19 protein-coding genes are annotated in these 17,667 nt (G+C 68.6%); 10 read left to right on the forward strand and 9 right to left on the reverse strand.

Annotated features, from left to right (window positions below):
* Nucleotides 1–15: 15 nt before the first annotated feature.
* The gene (locus tag JI739_RS18545; protein ID WP_201685414.1) at nt 16–1,017 is read right to left on the reverse strand and encodes an XdhC family protein; all 1,002 of its coding nucleotides are present in this window, start codon (nt 1,015–1,017) and stop codon (nt 16–18) included.
* 51 nt (nt 1,018–1,068) lie between these two features.
* Between JI739_RS18545 and JI739_RS18550 the strand changes: the two genes are divergently transcribed.
* Nucleotides 1,069–1,611: a nucleotidyltransferase family protein gene (locus JI739_RS18550; RefSeq protein WP_201685415.1), complete on the forward strand. Its 543-nt coding sequence runs from the start codon at nt 1,069–1,071 to the stop codon at nt 1,609–1,611.
* Here the strand turns inward: JI739_RS18550 and JI739_RS18555 are convergent.
* Nucleotides 1,608–2,555 carry an alpha/beta hydrolase fold domain-containing protein gene (locus JI739_RS18555; protein ID WP_201685416.1) on the reverse strand — a complete coding sequence of 316 codons (948 nt, stop codon included), beginning with the start codon at nt 2,553–2,555 and terminating at the stop codon, nt 1,608–1,610. The two genes, JI739_RS18550 and JI739_RS18555, sit on opposite strands and share 4 nt — an antisense overlap.
* Nucleotides 2,552–3,586: an LLM class flavin-dependent oxidoreductase gene (locus tag JI739_RS18560; protein ID WP_201685417.1), complete on the reverse strand. Its 1,035-nt coding sequence runs from the start codon at nt 3,584–3,586 to the stop codon at nt 2,552–2,554. Before JI739_RS18560 ends, JI739_RS18555 begins: the two co-directional genes overlap by 4 nt.
* 115 nt (nt 3,587–3,701) lie before the next feature.
* On the opposite strand from JI739_RS18560, the gene JI739_RS18565 reads away from it, so the two are divergent.
* Nucleotides 3,702–4,718 (forward strand): DnaJ domain-containing protein, encoded by a 1,017-nt coding sequence (locus JI739_RS18565; RefSeq protein ID WP_201685418.1) that lies wholly within the window; start codon nt 3,702–3,704, stop codon nt 4,716–4,718.
* Here JI739_RS18565 and JI739_RS18570 read toward each other — a convergent pair.
* The 4 genes from JI739_RS18570 to JI739_RS18585 all read right to left on the reverse strand — a co-directional run bounded on the left by JI739_RS18570 (nt 4,706) and on the right by JI739_RS18585 (nt 6,043).
* Nucleotides 4,706–4,972, reverse strand: coding sequence for a hypothetical protein (locus JI739_RS18570; RefSeq protein WP_201685419.1), 267 nt, complete (start codon nt 4,970–4,972; stop codon nt 4,706–4,708). The two genes, JI739_RS18565 and JI739_RS18570, sit on opposite strands and share 13 nt — an antisense overlap.
* Before the next feature lie 82 nt (nt 4,973–5,054).
* On the reverse strand, nt 5,055–5,480 hold the full coding sequence (locus tag JI739_RS18575; RefSeq protein ID WP_354003754.1) for a methylglyoxal synthase: 426 nt from the start codon (nt 5,478–5,480) through the stop codon (nt 5,055–5,057).
* Nucleotides 5,477–5,713 carry a hypothetical protein gene (locus JI739_RS18580; protein ID WP_201685420.1) on the reverse strand — a complete coding sequence of 79 codons (237 nt, stop codon included), beginning with the start codon at nt 5,711–5,713 and terminating at the stop codon, nt 5,477–5,479. Before JI739_RS18580 ends, JI739_RS18575 begins: the two co-directional genes overlap by 4 nt.
* Before the next feature lie 81 nt (nt 5,714–5,794).
* A complete protein-coding gene (locus JI739_RS18585) occupies nt 5,795–6,043 on the reverse strand; it encodes a hypothetical protein (protein WP_201685421.1) in 249 nt (82 codons plus the stop codon).
* 175 nt (nt 6,044–6,218) lie between these two features.
* On the opposite strand from JI739_RS18585, the gene JI739_RS18590 reads away from it, so the two are divergent.
* Both JI739_RS18590 and JI739_RS18595 read left to right on the forward strand, forming a co-directional pair.
* Nucleotides 6,219–6,992, forward strand: coding sequence for a ferredoxin--NADP reductase (locus tag JI739_RS18590; protein ID WP_201685422.1), 774 nt, complete (start codon nt 6,219–6,221; stop codon nt 6,990–6,992).
* Nucleotides 6,993–7,076: 84 nt separating this feature from the next.
* A complete protein-coding gene (locus JI739_RS18595) occupies nt 7,077–7,931 on the forward strand; it encodes a DUF5672 family protein (protein ID WP_201685423.1) in 855 nt (284 codons plus the stop codon).
* Here JI739_RS18595 and JI739_RS18600 read toward each other — a convergent pair.
* Complete coding sequence (locus JI739_RS18600; RefSeq protein WP_201685424.1) at nt 7,918–8,541, reverse strand: TetR/AcrR family transcriptional regulator; 624 nt, start codon at nt 8,539–8,541, stop codon at nt 7,918–7,920. The two genes, JI739_RS18595 and JI739_RS18600, sit on opposite strands and share 14 nt — an antisense overlap.
* 159 nt (nt 8,542–8,700) lie before the next feature.
* On the opposite strand from JI739_RS18600, the gene JI739_RS18605 reads away from it, so the two are divergent.
* From JI739_RS18605 to JI739_RS18625, 5 genes are all read left to right on the forward strand, one after another.
* Entirely contained in the window at nt 8,701–10,479 is a 1,779-nt protein-coding gene (locus JI739_RS18605; protein WP_201685455.1) for a feruloyl-CoA synthase, read from the forward strand.
* 284 nt (nt 10,480–10,763) lie between these two features.
* Complete coding sequence (locus JI739_RS18610) at nt 10,764–11,840, forward strand: ABC transporter substrate-binding protein (protein WP_201685456.1); 1,077 nt, start codon at nt 10,764–10,766, stop codon at nt 11,838–11,840.
* 96 nt (nt 11,841–11,936) lie between these two features.
* Nucleotides 11,937–12,977, forward strand: coding sequence for a branched-chain amino acid ABC transporter permease (locus JI739_RS18615; protein WP_201685425.1), 1,041 nt, complete (start codon nt 11,937–11,939; stop codon nt 12,975–12,977).
* Nucleotides 12,978–12,979: 2 nt separating this feature from the next.
* The gene (locus JI739_RS18620) at nt 12,980–14,749 is read left to right on the forward strand and encodes a branched-chain amino acid ABC transporter ATP-binding protein/permease (RefSeq protein ID WP_201685426.1); all 1,770 of its coding nucleotides are present in this window, start codon (nt 12,980–12,982) and stop codon (nt 14,747–14,749) included.
* 69 nt (nt 14,750–14,818) lie between these two features.
* Entirely contained in the window at nt 14,819–15,565 is a 747-nt protein-coding gene (locus JI739_RS18625) for an ABC transporter ATP-binding protein (RefSeq protein WP_201685427.1), read from the forward strand.
* Nucleotides 15,566–15,586: 21 nt separating this feature from the next.
* Here JI739_RS18625 and JI739_RS18630 read toward each other — a convergent pair whose 3' ends face one another.
* On the reverse strand, nt 15,587–15,880 hold the full coding sequence (locus JI739_RS18630; protein WP_201685428.1) for a hypothetical protein: 294 nt from the start codon (nt 15,878–15,880) through the stop codon (nt 15,587–15,589).
* Between the two features lie 692 nt (nt 15,881–16,572).
* Here JI739_RS18630 and JI739_RS18635 point away from each other — a divergent pair.
* Nucleotides 16,573–17,667 (forward strand): VCBS domain-containing protein (locus JI739_RS18635; protein ID WP_201685429.1); only part of this gene is annotated, 1,095 nt, incomplete at its 3' end.

A 17,667-nucleotide genomic window follows, 5' to 3' on the forward strand; every position in this document is an offset into this window, starting at 1 on the left:
AAGCGCGGTGCCCCCCTAGCCCCTGGACTGGGCATGCAGCTCCTTCCCCTCGGCCACCTGCATCTGCGCGGGCAGCACCACGCCGTTCTTCACCGCCAGCACCTCGGCCATGACGCTCACCGCGATTTCCGGTGGGGTCTTGCTGCCGATGTAGAGGCCGATCGGCCCGCGCAGCCGCGCCAGGCTGGCCGGCGTCTGGCCGAAGTGCTCGACCAGGCGCTGCCGGCGCGCCGCGTCGTTGCGGCGGCTGCCGATGGCGCCGATGTAGAAGGCGTCGGTCTCCAGCGCATCGATCAGCGCCAGGTCGTCCAGCTTGGGGTCGTGGGTCAGCGCGATCACGCAGCTGCGGGCGTCGGCACCGAATCCCGCCACCACGTCATCGGGCATGCCGGTCACCAGTCGCGCGCCGGGCACCTGCCAGCTGCCCCGGTACTCCTCGCGCGGGTCGCACACGGTGACGGCGAAACCGCTGAACAGCGCCATGGTGGCGAGGTACTCCGAGATCTGGCCGGCGCCGATCAGCAGCATGCGCCACTCGGGCCCGAAATGATTGACCAGCTCCTTGTCGTCCAGGCGCAGGTCCGACGGCACCTCCGCCGGCTCCAGGTCCACCCGGCCGTCGGCCAGCCGGGTGTGGCGGCGCACCAGCCGGCCCGATTCGAGCACCCTGACCAGCTCGGCCAGCGAGCCCGCGTCGGGCTGGAACTCCAGCAGCAGCTCCAGGGTGCCGCCGCAGGGCAGGCCAAAGCGATGCGCCTCATCGGCACTCACGCCGTAGCGAACCAGCCGGGGCGGCTCGTGCGCAATGGCGCCGCGGTAGCGCTCGATCAGGTCGTCCTCGATGCAGCCACCGGAGACCGACCCCATCACCGCGCCGTCGGCGCGCAGCGCCATGATCGATCCGACCGGCCGGGGCGACGAGCCCCAGGTGCGAACCACCGTGGCCAGCAGGGCCGACTGGCCGGCGGCGCGCCAGTCACGCAAGGTGCGAAGCACCATCACATCCAGGTTTTCCATGCTCTCTCAACTACGGCAGGGCAAGAACCACGCAGTGTAGATTGCGCCGCCATGACCCCATCCGAACCGACCATCCTGGTGCTCGCCTCCGGCCGCGGCGAGCGCTTTCGCGCCAGCGGCGGCCACGGCTCCAAGCTGCAGGCGCTGCTGGCGGGACGCCCGGTGCTGGAGCACACCCTGGCGGCGGTGCGCGCGAGCGGCCTGCCCTGGCACCTGGAGCAGGCCGCGCACGCCGGCATGGGCGACTCGATCGCGGCGGCCGTGCGCGCCACGCCCGAAGCCGCCGGCTGGCTGGTGCTGCCCGGCGACCTGCCGCTGGTGCGGCCCGAGACGCTGCGCGCCGTGGCCGCCGCCTTGGCTCACCACGAGGCGGTGGTGCCGGTCTGCCAGGGCGAGCGCGGGCACCCGGTGGGCTTTTCCGCCGCGCTCGGCGCTGAGCTGATCAGCCTTTCAGGGGCCGCAGGCGCTGCGCGCGTGCTGCGTGGCAGGCGGGTGCTGGAATTGCCGGTGGAAGACCTCGGCTGTCTCACCGATATCGACACCGTCGACGACCTGGCGCGTGCCGAGCGCCGCTTCGCCGATGGCAGGCCCTAAACCGGCAGCCGCTGCGACAGGAAGGCCGCGATATCGCGGGCGCACTCGGCCGCGCCGTCCACGCTGCGGCTGTAGCCGAAGAACAGGTGCGACATGCCCGGATAGACCTTCAGCGCATGCAAGCGGCCGGCGTCCTCCAGCCGCCGGGCCAGGCGCACCGAGGCATCGAGGAACACGTCGCATGCGGCGGCGGCCAGGAAGGTGGGCGGCAGCAAGGCCGGGTCGGCCTCCAGCAGGGCCACGCGCGGATCGTTGCGCTGCGCCGGCGGCGGCACGTAGGCCTCGAAGGTGCCCGGCACGCCGGCGCGGTCGGGGTACACGTTACCGTCGCCCCAGCGCCGCATCGACTCGGTGCCGGTGTCGCCGCTGAAGGCGCCGACGATGCCCACCGCGGCCTGCAGCCAGGCCACCCGTCCCAGGCCCACGGCCGCCCCGAAGGACACGTTGGCACCGGCCGAGGCGCCGCCACAGGCGATACGCCCGCCGTCGATGCCCCAGTCCGCGCCGTGCTCGTGCAGCCAGCGCAGCAGCGCCGTGGTCTCCTCGACCGGCGCCGGGAAGGTGTGCTCGGGCACGTGCACGTAGTCGGCGCTGACGACGGTGCCACCCCAGGCCGCGGCGATTTCGCGCATCTGGCGGTCGTTGGAGCGGTGCGAGCCGATGCGAAAGCCTCCGCCGTGCAGGTACACGAAGACCGGCTGCGGACGGCTGCTCTCGCGGGCGCGGTAGACCATGACGGGAATGTCGCGCAGCGGCCCGGGCACCCGGTCCTCGCGCGCCACGTCCAGTTCGGGGCCGCCCTCGTTCCAGTAGGCACGGCCCCGCTCGGCATGGCGGCGCACGCCGGCGACGCCGGGCTCGGGCGTCCCGAGCGAGGCGCTGATCTCGGCCGAACGGCGCAGGGCTTCGACCATCTGGGGATGCAGTTCGGGTGGAAAGCTCACGGGCGCGGCTCCTGCGGGGCGGTGGCGAAGTGCGGCATCACCTCCTCGGTGAAAGCCTGCAGCGACGCCGCGCTCTGCGCGTGCGTGAGGTTGCCGTAGGCGAAGCGGGTGACGAAGTAGTTGGCGCCGGTGGCCGTCACCGACTGCTCGATGCGCTCGCGCACGGTGGCGGGCGAACCGAAGATCAAGGTGCCGGAGGCCATCTGCTGCTCCGGGTCGAAGGGGGCCTGCGGTCGCGGGTCGAAACGGGACCAGAGGTAGCCGAATTTCTCGTACCAGACCCGGTAGCCCTCCATGCCCACGCGCCGCGCCTCGGCATCGGTTTCAGCCACGTAGATGAAGCGCGTGATGCCGATCTTCGGCAGGGGTTCGCCCGGGTGCTCCGCCTGCCGCCGGTCCCATCCCTGCCGGTAGCGCCCGGCCAGCAGGCGGGCGCGCTCGTCGGGCACCAGGAAACAGGTGTGCCAGCCCTGGCTGCCGGCCAGCTCGGCGCTGTCGGGAACGCCGGTCGGGTACCACATGGCCGGCATGCCGGCCTGGTACGGCTTGAGCTGCATCGGGACGTTGAAGAACTTGAAATAGTCGCCCCGGAAGTTCACCACCGGCTGCGTGAGCGCCATCTTCACCACCTCCAGTGCTTCGCGGTGGATGGCCGCCGATTCAAGGTGGTTGACGTTGAAATAGGCCAGCTCGTAGGGCGAGATGCCGCGCCCCAGGCCGATGTCGAGTCGCCCCTTGCTGATCTGGTCGAGCATGCAGATCTCGCCGGCCAGGCGAAGCGGGTGGTACAGCGGCAGGATCAGCACCAGCGGCGCGAGGCGGATCCGCTGCGTGATCGAGGCCGCGGCGGACAGGAACACCATCGGCGAAGGCGCCAGGCCCAGCGGCGTGAAGTGGTGCTCGGTGAGGTGGAAGGTGGAAAAGCCGGCGCGGTCATAGAGCTTCATCAGCTCCAGGCGGCTTTCGTAGGTTTCGTGCACGGGCCGGTCCTGCCGGTCCAGGTGGTCGATGACGCCGAGATCGAGTTGCATGGGTGTGGGGGTAGGAATAAATGCCGGTCTGGCCGCCTCTGCGGGTGGTCACCCGGCGCGCCGCTGGCCTTCGCTGCCGAGCTTCGCATAATGGCGCAGGCAGCGGAGGTCGAGGGTGAACGTCGAGGACTACTACAGCGAATTGGGCCTGCAGGCGGACTGCACGGATGCCGAGGTCAAGGCCGCGTGGCGCCGCCTGGCCGCCCGCTGGCACCCGGACCGCAACGACAGCCCGCAGGCGCTGAAGAAGATCCAGCGCATCAACCGCGCGGTGGAAGAGATCCGCAAGGCGCGCCAGTCCGATCCGGCCAGGCCCATGGAAGATCCCGCGCCCGCCGAACGTGTGCTGGACCAGGCCATCGAGCTGAGCCTGGAAGAGGCCCTCGCCGGCTGCTCGCGCGACGTGCAGGGTGTGGTGGTCGATGACTGCCACGCCTGCAGCGGCAGCGGCTTGCAGCCCGCCTGCGCCTGCAGCAGTTGCGGTGGCAGCGGCCAGCTGCGCCAGTCCATCTGGTTCGGTTGGGTCGCACCGACGGTGACGTGCGAGGCCTGCGACGGCCGAGGACACTGCCAGCCGGCGTGCGATGCCTGCGAGGGCAGCGGCCGCGGACCGGCCCGCAGCTGGCGGGCGCGGGTTCGCATTCCGGCCGGCAGCCGGGGCGGCGACGTGTTGCAGGTGCCGGTGCGGTCGCGCCGGGCCGGTGACGGCAAGCTCGCCTTGCGGGTCCGCATCGATCTCGCGCCGCATCCGTTCTTTACGCTCGAGGCCGACGGCGTGGTCCGCGTCGAGGTGCCGGTGGACGGCTTCGCCTGGACGGCCGAGCGATGGATCGACGTGCCGACGCCGTCGGGCCTGCAGCAGATGAAATTGCGCAGGGGCCACCTGGCCTACCGCATCAAGGGCCAGGGCTTCGCCAGCGAGCCGGCGGGTCCACGCGCCGACTGCCTGGTGACGGTCGTGCCCCTGTTCCCGGAAACCCTGGGGCGCGACCAGGAGGCGAGCATCGACGCGCTGGTGAAGTCCAACACCGGGCGGCCCGGCACGCCAGCCGGCCAACGTGCCGGCGCCTGGCGCCGCACCCTGGACGCATGGTCGCGCAAACGGGGTGCTGCGGACGGTCAGACGATGTGATCGCTGTCGCGCTTGATTCCGCCCCCCACCGGGGTCCAGCGCATCACCTGCGAAATCTCGCGATGGCCGTGTGCGCCGCGCGCGACCAGGGTGGCGCCGATGAACACGCCCAGCGTGCGCACGGCCAGGGACGGGTGCTTGCGTGTCGCCAGCCACGCGGCCAGCCCCAGGGCCACGTCGACCCAGTGCTCGCCGGGGAACAAAGGGCGCGGATCCTCGATCCGCTCGAGGACTTCGGGTTGTTCGGCTTTCATGCCACCACCCTAAACGCGGCGGCCGCGGCTGCGCCGAGCGCCCCCCCGACAGCCGGTGTCGGACGATGCCGACGGGCACGGATCAGGAGTCGGCGGCGCCTTCGCTGTCACGCTCGAGCGAGCGCAGCAGCATCCGTGCCGATGACTCGTTGGTGGCGCAGGGGATGTCGTGCACATCGCAGGCGCGCACCAGCGCGTTGATGTCGGGTTCATGCGGCTGCGGCGTCATGGGATCGCGCAGGAACACCACCAAGTCGACTTCGCCGGCCGAGAGCCGCGCGCCGATCTGCAGGTCACCGCCCATCGGGCCGCTGAGCATGCACTCGACCGCCAGCCCCACCTCGTGGGCGACCAGGCTGCCTGTCGTGCCGGTGGCCAGCAGCCGGCACCGGCGAAGCAGCGGCTCGAACTCGCGGGCCAGCGCGACGATCGCGCCCTTCTTGCGGTCGTGTGCGATCAGGGCGACGGTGGGCTCGCGCGCCGAGGCGGCGCGCGCACCGGGTATCACCGCTTCTTCTGCGACGTGGAGCCCGCTTGCGGAGCCATGATGCCGAGCATCAGGTCCATGTTGAGCTGGGTCATGCGCTGCACCAGCGACCACTGCTGCGTCATCAGCTGGGTGAACTCGGTGCTGGTGGGATTGGCTTTGCCCGACATGGCCAGCTGGGCCGTCGATTGCGCGATCTCTTGCTGCTCGGCAAGGATCTGCCTCACCGCTTCGTTGTACTCGTCCAGGGTCATGGGTCGGCTCCGTTGCGGGGCGGCTTGCCCCGGGTGCATCTTAGGCGCGGGCAGGCAGGCGGTGGGGCGATCGCACGGGGCTCAACGCTCGCGCGAGGACGTCGGGCGGTCGGGCCTGAGGTTGCTGGCGCGCGCGTGCGCCTGGAATTCGCGCTCGGTCATCACGTAGACCGCCACGCGGGGATAGCTGCCCTTGCCCTGCATGGTGGCCTCGACGACCAGCTGATCGCTGGAGCCGGGCCGGCGCTCCTTGACCCACCACCGCTGCCCCGAATGATCGAGAAAGCTCTCGCCGATCAGGTGGGGCATGGGGGCGGGGTGCATGGTCATGGGGTGTCACCAGGGTGGTGGATGGGAGGGGCCACGATAGCTGTGCCGTGCCCATCGCGTATCGGACACCGCCTCGGCGACCTGTAGGATTTGTCGTACGCGCCGCACCTCGCCAACGCGGTGATGGCCCCGCCGAAGAAGTCAATCCCAGCAAACCCGGCAAAATCTCGTCCCCATGAGCGCCTTCAACGAAGAACGAGTCCTGAGCGTCCACCACTGGACCGACCGCCTGTTCACCTTCACCACCACGCGCGACCCTTCGCTGCGGTTCAGCAACGGCCACTTCACGATGATCGGCCTTCGCGTCAACGGCAAGCCGCTGCTTCGCGCCTACAGCATCGTCAGCGCCAACTACGAGGAGCACCTGGAGTTCCTGAGCATCAAGGTGCCGGAGGGTCCGCTCACCTCCCGACTGCAGCACATCCAGGTGGGCGACTCGATCATCGTCGGGCGCAAGCCCACCGGCACCCTGCTGATCGACTACCTGCTGCCGGGCAGGCGCTTGTACCTGCTGGGCACCGGCACCGGCCTCGCCCCTTTCATGAGCATCGTGCGCGACCCGGCCACCTACGAGAAGTTCGAGCAGGTCATCCTGGTCCACGGGGTGCGACAAGTGGACGAGCTGGCGTACCACGACATGCTGCTGGAGCACCTGCCCAACCACGAATTCCTGGGTGACATGGTGACCAGCCAGCTGCGCTACTACCCCACCGTCACGCGCGAGCCGTACCGCAACATGGGCCGCATCACGCAGCTGATCGAAAGCGGCAAGATCTTCGAGGACCTGGGCATGCCCCAGCTCGACCGGGAGAACGACCGGGTGATGATCTGCGGCAGCCCGGGCATGCTGCGCGACCTCAAGCACATGCTGGAAGCGCACAGCTTCGTTGAAGGCAACACCTCCACCCCGGGCGACTTCGTGATCGAGCGGGCTTTCGCCGAGCAGTAAGCGCTGCGCCGCGGCGCAGCGGTGTTGGAACGAGCCCCGGGGCGGCGCCACCCACAGGCGCCCTCAGCTCGACGGTGCCGTTCCATGTCCCTGAACCTCCCCCAAGTCACCCTCTGCGCAGCCGATTCCGCGACTCCGCGACTGGCCGCCCAGGCCCTCGCCCGCTGCACCGCCCAGGCGCGCTTCGCCCGCACCCTGCTGTTCACCCACGCAGACCTCGATGCCGGGCCGGCGCTGATCATCAAGATCGCCCCGCTCGAGTCGCGTGAGGCCTACTCGAACTTCATGCTGAGCGACCTTGGCACGCACATCGAGACCTCCCACGTGCTCGTGGTGCAGTGGGACGGTTTCATCACCGATGCAGCCTGCTGGGACGACGCCTTCCTCGACTACGACTACATCGGTGCGCGCTGGCCCGCCGGATTGCCCGGGCGCGACGTGGGCAACGGCGGCTTCTCCCTGCGCTCCAGGCGCCTGCTCGAGGCCCTGCGCGACCCGCGCCTGCGCTGCGAACCCGGCACCCCCGAAGATGTCGTCATCTGCTCGCTGTGGCGCGACAGGCTCGAAGAGCAGCACGGCATCCGCTTCGCGCCACTCGAAATCGCCGCCCGCTTCGCCTACGAGCTGGACCCGAGACCCGGCCCGACTTTCGGTTTCCACGGCATGTTCAACCTGCCCGATCACCTGCAGCCCACGGAGGTACTGGCGCTCGTGCGGCAGCTGCAGCCACGCGCGGTGTTTCACCCACACTTCGCCTTGTTGGCCGCCCAGTACATGGTCCGCGGTGACGTGCGTATGGCGGCCGAACTGGTGGCGCGCCTGGTCGCCGCCGCGGGTGAGTCCGACCCCAGCCCGATGCTGGCGCAGGCACTGGGCAGCAAAGATGCCGCCAGCCAGTTGCTCAGCGTCGGCCGGTTCCTCGCCCTCAGCCGCGCCTGAGGGGCGGATCACCGCCCACCAGCAGCTTTTCCACCAACTCGTTGCGCGCCTGCTGCTGCGCGGGCGGCAGACGAAGGCTGGCGCACACCGATTCGGCCACGATGAAGCCGTAGACCAAGGCGGCCCGCGTGCGTGCCTCGGACAGCGCAAACCCGAGCGCCGAAAAAAGCTGCGCGATGTAGGCCAGTCGTGCCGCATCGGCCTCGTCGACCGCGAACCGCGCCGTGTCATCGCGCCGGGCCCAGGCACGGATCGCCAGCTCGATGCGGGCGGCGCGCGCGGCGGACCGACCGCGGAACGGCAGGGTGAGCACGTCGCGGATCTGCTCGCGCGGGTCGCGCTCACCGCCTTCCAGCCGCGCGGTGAGGTCCACCGTCGCTTGGGCCCGCCAGGCCTGCAGCACACGCCGCAACAGGTCGTCCCGGTCGCGGAAGTGCCAATAGAAGCTTCCACGCGTGACCCCGAGATCGGCCGCCAGCGTGTCGACCCGCACATGGTCGATACCCTCGACCACCAGCACCTCGATGGCCGCTTCGATCCAGCGTTCCGGCGTGAGCTGTCCCTTGGTGACAGCCGGGTCGGTTCGAGACTTGGCCTTGGATGTGGGCATGGTGGTCGGATCGCTGCGGATTGTAGGAAGCGCGGCGACTCCATACATGCCTGTATGGAGTCCGCGTTTTCCCTGACCTCCTCGTCTGCCTGCGCGTTCTACAGTCCGAAGCTTTAGAACATACAGGCATGTATGGACTCGCGAGTGCACCCGCCTTGGATGTCGCAGCCGGATGAGCTGGCCCCCGCCCATGCGGCGCTGGAACGCCTGCCGCAGGGCGGCTTCGTGCTGCGTTCGCCCGAGCCGCTGGGCCCGTATGCCCGTTGCGTCGGCGAGTGGCTCGAGCAATGGGCCACCGAGACTCCCCGTGCCCCGGCCTTTGCCGAGCGTGGTGCCGATGGGCACTGGCTGCGGCTGTCCTGGCGCGAAACCCGTGAGCGCGTCGGCCGCATCGCGCAGGGCCTGCTCGACCTGCAACTTCCCGCCGGCGCCCCGGTGGTGGCCCTGTCGGACAACTCGCTCGACCAGCTGCTGCTGCAGCTGGCGGCCATGCACGTGGGCCTGCCCGCGTGCACCGTGTCCAGCGCCTACACCCGCCTGAGCAAGGACCACGCGAAGCTGCATGCCATCCTGGCCGCGCTGCAGCCCGGGCTGCTGTATGCCTCCGACCCCGCCGTGTACGGCGCCGCCATCGCCGGCAGCGGCGTGGCCGCTCCGGTGGTCTACAGCCGGGGCGGCGGGCCGGCGGGCTCCCTGCGCTTCGAGCAACTGCTGCAGACGCCGGAAACCCCCGCCGTGGCCCGCGCCTTCGAGGCCATCACCCCCGACAGCCACGCCAAGTACCTGCTCACCTCGGGCTCGACCGGCCACCCCAAGGTGGTGATCAACACCCACCGCATGCTGTGTGCCAACCAGCAGATGATGGGACAGGTGTGGCGCTTCCTCGACCATGAAAAGCCCGTGCTGGTCGACTGGCTGCCCTGGAGCCACACCTTCGGCACCAACCACAACCTTCACATGGTGCTGCGCAATGGCGGCACGCTCTACATCGACGAGGGCCGCCCCGCCCCCGGCCTGATCGACAAGACCCTGCGCAACCTGGCCGAGATCCAGCCCACGCTCTGGTTCAACGTGCCGCGCGGCTTCGACCTGGCCCTGCCCCTGCTGGAGGCCGACGAAGAACTCGCACGCCGGGTGCTGGCCCGCCTGCGCGTGATCTTCTACGCCGGCGCGGCGCTCGCCCCGTCCACCTGGTCCCGCCTGCAGGCCCTGGCCACCCGCGTGCGCGGCGAACCGGTGTGGCTCACCACCTCCTGGGGCGCGACCGAAACCTCGCCCGCCGTGACCAGCGCCCACTGGTGGCTGGACGGCGCGGGGGTGATCGGCGGCGTGCTGCCCGGCATGGAGCTGAAATTCGTACCCAACGGCGAAAAGCTGGAGATGCGGGTGCGAGGCGTGAGCGTGTTTCCCGGCTACCTCAACGCGCCGGACCTCACGGCCCAGGCCTTCGACGACGAAGGCTTCTATCGAATCGGCGACGCCGGCTACCTGGCCGATCCCGAACGACCCGACAAGGGCGTGGTCTTCGATGGCCGTGTCGCCGAGGACTTCAAGCTGTCCAGCGGCACCTGGGTCTCGGCCGGCACCCTGCGCGTGAAGGTCGTCTCGGCGCTGGCTCCGCTGGCGCAGGACGTGGTGGTCACCGGCCATGACCGGGCCGACGTCGGCGTGCTGGTGTTCCCCACCCCCGCGGCCGGCGCGCTCGATGCGGCCGAGTTGTCCGGCCGCATCGCTGCCGCGCTGAAGCGCCTGCGCGAGGAAGGCGGCGGCTCCTCGCAGTGCCCGGCCCGTGCGCTGGTGCTGACCGAGCCGCCCAATGCCGACGCCGGCGAGATCACCGACAAGGGCTACATCAACCAGCGCGCCGTGCTCACGCGGCGCGCGGCCGACGTGCAGGCCTTGCACGAAGGCCGGCCAGGCGTGATCCTGCCGGCATGATGGTCCACCCCGGAAATGGTCCACCCCGAAGCGCCTTCGGCGCGCCCCCTCAAGGGGCGCCACCAGCGGCCCGGCAAAGCCGGTTCCGCGGCGGCACTGGAACGGCCGGCCGCTGCGCGGCGGCTGGGGACACCCGCCCCAGTGGCTGCGGTTGCGAAGTCTGCTTCCATGCAGCATCGAGGCGAACACAAGAATTTTTTTGGCCCAACCTGAAGGAGACAAGCGTGAAACTGCTCAAGAAAGTCCTGGTCGCCGCCGCCGCGGCGTCCCTGTCCGCGGCCGCGATGGCCCAGGTCACCATCGGCGTGACCCTGCCTCTCACCGGCCCGGCCTCGGGCCTGGGCATTCCGATGAACAACCAGTTCAAGCAGTGGCCCGAGACCATCGGCGGACAGAAGGTGCGGCTGGTCATCCTCGATGACGCCACCGATCCCACGGCCGGCGTGCGCAACGCGCGCCGTTTCGTCACCGATGAGAAGGTCGACCTGATCATCGGCTCGGCCGCCACGCCGGTAGCCATCGCCGTGGCCGATGTCGCCGCCGAAAGCCGCACGCCGCAGCTGATGGCATCACCGGCGCAACTGCCGCCCGGCAAGGACACCTGGAGCTTCCGGCTGCCGCAGTCCAACGCGGTCATGGCGCACGCCATCGTCGAGCACATGAAGAAGGAAGGCATCAAGACCGTCGGCTTCCTGGGCTACACCGACGCCTACGGCGAAGGCTGGCTGACCGACTTCAAGCCGCTGGCCGAGAAGGCCGGCATCAAGCTGGTGGCCGCCGAGCGCTTCGCCCGCACCGACACCAGCGTCACCGGCCAAGCCCTGAAGCTGACGCAGGCCAACCCCGATGCCATGCTCATCGTGGCCTCCGGCAGCGGCGCGGCCATGCCGCACAAGGCCATGGTCGAGCGCGGCTTCAAGGGCAAGATCTACCAGACGCACGCCGCGGCCACGCGCGACCTGATGCGCGTGGGCGGCAAGGATGTCGAAGGCGCCTTCGTCGTCTCGGGCCCGGTGATCGCGCCCGAGCAGCTGCCCGACAACCATCCTTCCAAGCAACGCGCCCTCGACTTCGTGCAAAGCTACGAAAAGGCCAACGGCGCCGGCAGCCGCAACCAGTTCGCCGGCCATGCCTACGACGCGCGCATCCTGCTGGAGAAGGCCATTCCCGTGGCCCTGCAAAAGGGCAAGCCCGGCACGCCGGAATTCCGCAGCGCCCTGCGTGACGCGTTTGAAAACATGGGCCGCACGGTCGTCTCGCACGGCGTGCTGAACTGGACCAAGGACGACCACTGGGGCTTCACCAACGAATCCCCCGTCATCGTGAAGGTGGTCAACGGCGACTGGCAGGTCCAGAAGTAAGTTCACCCCCGCGCCCCGCTCTTCGCGGCGGGGCGCGGGGCGGCTCGATGATCGCGCCCCACCGGGCGGGCGCCAGAAGAACAACGAAAGCTTTTCATGGACTTCACCATCGCGAGCATCCTGGTGGTCGACGGCATCACCAATGGCGCCATCTATGCGCTGCTGGGGCTGGCCATCGTGCTCGTGTTCGCGGTCACCCGCATCATCTTCGTGCCGCAGGGGGAGTTCGTCGCCTACGGCGCCCTCACCCTCGCCCTGCTGCAGACGGGCCAGGTGCCCGGCACCGTGTGGCTGCTGCTGTGCCTGGCCGCGGTCGCCGCCGCCATGGAGTTGTTCACCACCTGGCGCCAGGGACGCGGCGTGGCCGCGGCCTTCAAGTCGGCGCTGCGGCTGGTGGCCTTGCCGGTGTCACTGGCCTTCATCACCGCGTGGGCCGCGCCGCACCAGTTCCCCATGGGCGTGCAGGCGGTGCTCACGGTGGGCCTGGTGGCCTCCTTCGGGCCCCTGATCTATCGCGTGGCCTTCCAGTCGCTGGCCGACGCCAGCACCCTGGTGCTGCTGATCGTGTCGGTGGGGGTGCACTTCGCCATGACCGGCCTGGCACTGCTGTTCTTCGGCGCCGAGGGCTTCCGCAACCCCAGCTTCTGGGACGCGCGGCTGGCGCTGGGCGGCCTCACCATCAACGGGCAGGCCATCATCATCGCGGCCGCCACCATCGCGCTGATGGTGCTGCTGTGGCTGTTCTTCGAGCGCAGCGTCTATGGCAAAGCCTTGCGGGCCACGGCCATCAACCGCGTCGGTGCGCGCCTCATGGGCATCTCCAGCCACGCCGCCGGCCAGATGACACTGGCCATGGCCGGCCTGATCGGCGCCCTGTCGGGATTGCTGATCGGGCCCACCACGACCATCTTCTACGACTCGGGCTTCCTGATCGGCCTCAAAGGCTTCGTCGCCGCCGTCATCGGCGGGCTGGCCAGCTACCCGGCGGCGGCCGTGGGCGCGCTTTTCGTCGGCATCGTCGAAGCCTTCGCCTCGTTCTGGGTCAGCGCCTTCAAGGAAGTGGTGGTGTTCACGCTCATCATCCCCGTGCTGCTGTGGCGCTCCATCACCAGCCCTCATTCGGACGAAGACCACTAGACATGCGCTCCAACGTCCTTCCCCGCCTCATCCTGCTGGCGCTCGTCCCGCTGGTGGCCTTGCTGCCGCTGCCCCCGTTCTGGGTCAGCCAGCTCAATTACATCGGGCTGTACAGCCTGGTCACGCTGGGCCTGGTGCTGCTCACCGGCATCGGCGGCCTCACCTCCTTCGGCCAGGCGGCCTTCGTGGGCATCGGTGCCTACACCACCGCCTGGCTCACGCTCAATACCGGCCTGTCGCCCTGGCTCACGCTGTGGGTCGGGCTGGCCATCACCGGGGCCAGCGCGCTGGTGCTGGGCTGGATCACGCTGCGCATGTCGGGCCACTACCTGCCGCTGGCCACCATCGCCTGGGGCCTGGCGCTCTATTACCTGATGGGCAACATGGACGCCCTGGGCCGCTACGACGGTCTGCTCGGCATCCAGCCGCTGATGCTGGGCGAGTGGGACGTGAGCCGCGGCAAGCCCTTCTTCGTGTTCCTGTGGCTGCTGGTCTTCCTGTTCGCCTTCGCCCTGCTGAACCTGCTCGACTCACGCCCCGGCCGCGCCATCCGAGCGCTGCGCACCGGCTCGGGCATGGCCGAATCCATGGGCGTGAACACGCTGCGCTACAAGATCGGCATCTTCCTCATCGCCGCCTTGTTCGCCTGCGTGTCGGGCTGGCTGTTCGCGCACTTCCAGCGCACGGTGAACCCTTCGCCCTTCGGCCTGAAGTGGGGCATCGAGTACCTGTTCATGGCGGTGCTCGGCGGGGCGGGCTACATCTGGGGCGCGATCACCGGCGCGGCCCTCACCAAGTTGATGGAAGACCAGCTGCAGGTGCTGCTGCCGCGGCTGATCGGCACCAGCGGCAGCTTCGAGATCATCGTCTTCGGCATCCTGCTGGTGCTGGTGCTCAAGTACCTGCCCGACGGCCTGTGGTCGCTGGTCGACCGCTACTGGCCGCGCGCGCGCCGCACCGACCTCGACCTGCAGGGCGCCTCGGGCCTTGCGCACCGACCGCGCCCTGCGGACAGCGAAGTGGTGCTGCAGGTCGAGGCGGTGCGCAAGCAGTTCGGCGGGCTGGTGGCAGTGAACGACGTGAGCTTCGAGATGCGGGCCGGGCAGATCATGGGCCTGATCGGCCCCAACGGCGCGGGCAAGTCCACCACCTTCAACCTGATCACCGGCGTGCTCTCGCTCACCTCGGGCCGCGTGCAGTACCGGGGCGAAACGATCAGTGGCCTGTCGTCGCGCGAGATCGCCAAGCGCGGCATCTCGCGATCCTTCCAGCACGTGAAGATGATCCCCGACATGACCGTGCTGGAGAACGTCGCCCTGGGCGCGCACCTGCGCGGCCATCGCGGTGCCCTGTCGGCCATGCTGCGGCTCGACCGCGCCGAAGAACAGCGCCTGCTGCGCGAGGCCGCCCAGCAACTGCGGCGGGTGGGCATGGGCGACCGCATGCACGAACTCGCCGGCAACCTGGCCATGGGCCCGCAGCGCCTGCTGGAGATCGCCCGCGCGCTCTGCGGCGACCCGGCCCTGCTGCTGCTCGACGAGCCCGCGGCCGGCCTGCGCTACAAGGAAAAGCAGGCCCTGGCCACCGTGCTGCGGCAATTGCGCGAAGAGGGCCTGAGCATCCTGCTGGTCGAACACGACATGGACCTGGTGATGCAGGTCTGCGATCGCATGGTCGTCATGGAATTCGGCACGCGGCTGATGGAAGGCACGCCGCCGGAAGTGCAACAAAGTCCCGCGGTGCGCGCCGCCTACCTGGGCACGGAACATTGACCCCCCCGAAGCGCCTTCGGCGGCGGCATCGAGGAGCGTGATGCACAGCATGTCCACCACTCACAGCTCATGACCACAACTTCATCTCCCCTGCTGCGCGTGCACGACCTGCACGCGGGCTATGGCCGTGCCGAGGTGCTGCACGGCATCACGCTGGAAGCCGCCGAGGGCAGCGTCATCACCGTCATCGGCCCCAACGGCGCGGGCAAGTCCACCCTGCTCAATGCGCTCATGGGCGTGCTGCCCTCGCGCGGGCGCATCGAATACGAAGGGGACGACCTCGGCCCGCTGTCCCTCGAAGAACGCGTGATGCGCGGCATCGCTCTGGTGCCCGAGCGGCGTGAGCTGTTCGGCAGCATGAGCGTCGAGGACAACCTGCTGCTGGGTGCCTTCCGCCAACTGCGACTGCGTAACCGGCAGTGGCGCGATCAGCTCGACGTGGTGTTCCAGCTCTTTCCGCGCCTGCTGGAGCGGCGCAAGCAAGAAGCCGGCACCCTCTCGGGCGGCGAGCGCCAGATGCTGGCGGTGGGCCGCGCCCTCATGTCGCGACCCACCCTGCTGATGCTGGACGAGCCCAGCCTCGGCCTGGCGCCGCTCATCGTGAAAGACATCTTCGCCACCATCGAGCGGCTGCGTGCGAGCGGGGTGACCATCCTCCTGGTGGAACAGAACGCCCGCGCCGCGCTACAGGTGGCCGACCACGGCTACGTGCTGGAGACGGGGGAACTGGTGCTGGACGCGCCGGCCAGCGAACTGGCGCGCGACGAGCGGGTCATCGACACCTACCTGGGGGCGCAGCGGCAGGCGCAGGCCTGAGGTCTGAGACTGGCGGCGCGCTCAGGCGCCTTTGCGTTGGCCCACCGCGGCCTGGACCTTCTCGTACACCCGGCCACACTTGGGGCAGGCCGCGGCCGGCGATGGATCGATCACCGCGAAATGCCCGCAGACCAGGCATTTCGCCATTTCTTCCTTCGGTCGCATCTGCAGGCCGTTCGCGTCTGGGATGCTGTCCAGCTGGCTGGACCAGGAGGAGCGGAATCCCGACATCTGTGATTCGAGGCGCGACATGCGCTCGGCGATCACTTCCTCGTCTTCTTCATCGTGCCGACCGGGTCGGCTGTTGTAGACCATGCCGCAGCGCAGGCACTGGCGGCGGGGGAAGGCGGAGCCGGAAGAGCGGCGGAAGAGGGAGCGCAGTCCGGACGTGAGGCTGCCAAGTACAGAGGACGGAGCCTCTTGGGACGACGCGACCGGGGTCCAGTCGTCGCATTTGCAGGTGGGACAGGGCATGTGCTGAGTCTCTTGCGAAGGTGGAGCCGGACAGAACGCGTAACGTATTGTTACACGGTGATTGCGGCCGTTGGGCAAATGGTGCACTGCAGTCGAGCCAGATCCAAGACCAACCGCCCGCTTCTCCGCGCATTCAGTTCAGCAGCCGCAGCGTTGGCGTATTTGTGCAACGCCCACACCGCTCGCGAGCCACACCCCCGACCGCCTGGACGCCCGTCATCTCTGGCATATCAGGTTATCCCCCGCGGTTCTGCAGTAATTGTCGGCAGCAGCGTTGTCGAGTTGAAACGCTCTATTTTCTATATTCATCTGGCTGAGCAGCAGGAGGATTGTTGAACGTTCCGACCTACAAACAAGCTGCTTGCTGCTCGGCTGGGAATAGGGATATCCCGGAGAAGTTGTAACGGTTTATTAACAAGCGTCTAGCTAGGCTCTACACTTTCCCTCCCAAATGTAACTGGGCGTTTCATACGCCCAGCCGCCCTTTTTTGGCCTGCTCAAGAGGCAGACCGTCGCGCTGAAGGAGTTTGCCCATGGCCTCGATGACGTTCCTGATCAACGACACCTCGACTGAGAAAGGCACGACTCCCGTCGTCCAAGTCACGATCACAGAACAAGCAGACGGCACGCTGCTGTTTCAAGTGACGCAGCTCGCCGGCATGGTCGGTGACTTCCGGGGCCTGTTCTTTGACGTCGCAAATGAATCGCTGATCGGCACCATGAAGATTCTCAGTTGCACCAGCACGGTGACTGAGTTCCAGCAGGGCGACGACAAGATCGTCGACCTGGGTGGCGGAGCGAACATGCATGGCCTCACGGGCGATAACGGCGGCTATGACGCCGGTCTTGAGATCGGCACGTCGGGGCTGGGTAAGGACGACGTACGGTCCTTTAGTTTCTTGCTCGACTCGTCGCTGCGGAACCTTACGCTTGCAGACTTCAGCGAAGTGGCATTCGGCGCGCGGATCACGTCCGTGGGCATGGATGCCAACTTAGATGGAACGTTCGAGACCTCACGCAGTGGGAGTTCGAAGACGGGTGAGACGACATTCAGGGTCATCTCACCGGCCGATGACACGGCTTGCGCGACGGAAGATGCCTCGGCAATAGGTAATGTCCTCTACAACGACGGAGCGTCCGCGCTCGATGTGCTGACCGTCACAGGGTGGAGCGGCGGAGTCCTTGGCAGCGCCATTGCGATCCCGGGGTTGAATGGCGCAACGGTTCGTCTGAATGCCGACGGCAGCTACACCATTGATGCGACGGACGCGAATTCGCTAGCCGCCGGGCAGAAGGTGTCGCATACATTCACGTACACCGTGCGGCAAACGAACGTGGACGGCTCGTCGACCCAGACGGCGTCGTTCACAGTCACCATCACCGGCACCAATGACGTACCAGTGGTCGCCACCGAGGACGTCACCGGCGCGGTCGCCGAGCTGGTCAGCCCGGCAGGCGACCTCACCGACTCGGGCACCATCTCGTTCAGCGACGTCGACCTGACCGACGTCCATAGCGTGAGCGCCGTCACCGCCAGCTCGGGCGCCCTGGGCACCCTCACCGCCAGCGTCACCACCGACACGACGGGCAACGGCACCGGCGGCGTGGTCACCTGGAACTACAGCGTC

Source organism: Ramlibacter aurantiacus (genome assembly GCF_016722895.1).
In the GTDB taxonomy this organism is placed as follows: Bacteria; Pseudomonadota; Gammaproteobacteria; order Burkholderiales; family Burkholderiaceae_C; genus Ramlibacter; species Ramlibacter aurantiacus.

Excerpts from the sequence above, each read along its gene's own strand:
- JI739_RS18620 (WP_201685426.1), top strand. The coding sequence starts at position 12,980 with ATGCGCTCCAACGTCCTTCCCCGCCTCATCCTGCTGGCGCTCGTCCCG.
- JI739_RS18545 (WP_201685414.1), bottom strand. The coding sequence starts at position 1,017 with ATGGAAAACCTGGATGTGATGGTGCTTCGCACCTTGCGTGACTGGCGC.
- JI739_RS18630 (WP_201685428.1), bottom strand. The coding sequence starts at position 15,880 with ATGGTCTACAACAGCCGACCCGGTCGGCACGATGAAGAAGACGAGGAA.
- JI739_RS18550 (WP_201685415.1), top strand. The coding sequence starts at position 1,069 with ATGACCCCATCCGAACCGACCATCCTGGTGCTCGCCTCCGGCCGCGGC.
- JI739_RS18595 (WP_201685423.1), top strand. The coding sequence starts at position 7,077 with ATGTCCCTGAACCTCCCCCAAGTCACCCTCTGCGCAGCCGATTCCGCG.
- JI739_RS18600 (WP_201685424.1), bottom strand. The coding sequence starts at position 8,541 with ATGCCCACATCCAAGGCCAAGTCTCGAACCGACCCGGCTGTCACCAAG.
- JI739_RS18615 (WP_201685425.1), top strand. The coding sequence starts at position 11,937 with ATGGACTTCACCATCGCGAGCATCCTGGTGGTCGACGGCATCACCAAT.
- JI739_RS18590 (WP_201685422.1), top strand. The coding sequence starts at position 6,219 with ATGAGCGCCTTCAACGAAGAACGAGTCCTGAGCGTCCACCACTGGACC.
- JI739_RS18610 (WP_201685456.1), top strand. The coding sequence starts at position 10,764 with ATGGCCCAGGTCACCATCGGCGTGACCCTGCCTCTCACCGGCCCGGCC.
- JI739_RS18570 (WP_201685419.1), bottom strand. The coding sequence starts at position 4,972 with ATGAAAGCCGAACAACCCGAAGTCCTCGAGCGGATCGAGGATCCGCGC.
- JI739_RS18580 (WP_201685420.1), bottom strand. The coding sequence starts at position 5,713 with ATGACCCTGGACGAGTACAACGAAGCGGTGAGGCAGATCCTTGCCGAG.
- JI739_RS18625 (WP_201685427.1), top strand. The coding sequence starts at position 14,819 with ATGACCACAACTTCATCTCCCCTGCTGCGCGTGCACGACCTGCACGCG.
- JI739_RS18585 (WP_201685421.1), bottom strand. The coding sequence starts at position 6,043 with ATGACCATGCACCCCGCCCCCATGCCCCACCTGATCGGCGAGAGCTTT.
- JI739_RS18560 (WP_201685417.1), bottom strand. The coding sequence starts at position 3,586 with ATGCAACTCGATCTCGGCGTCATCGACCACCTGGACCGGCAGGACCGG.
- JI739_RS18605 (WP_201685455.1), top strand. The coding sequence starts at position 8,701 with ATGTCGCAGCCGGATGAGCTGGCCCCCGCCCATGCGGCGCTGGAACGC.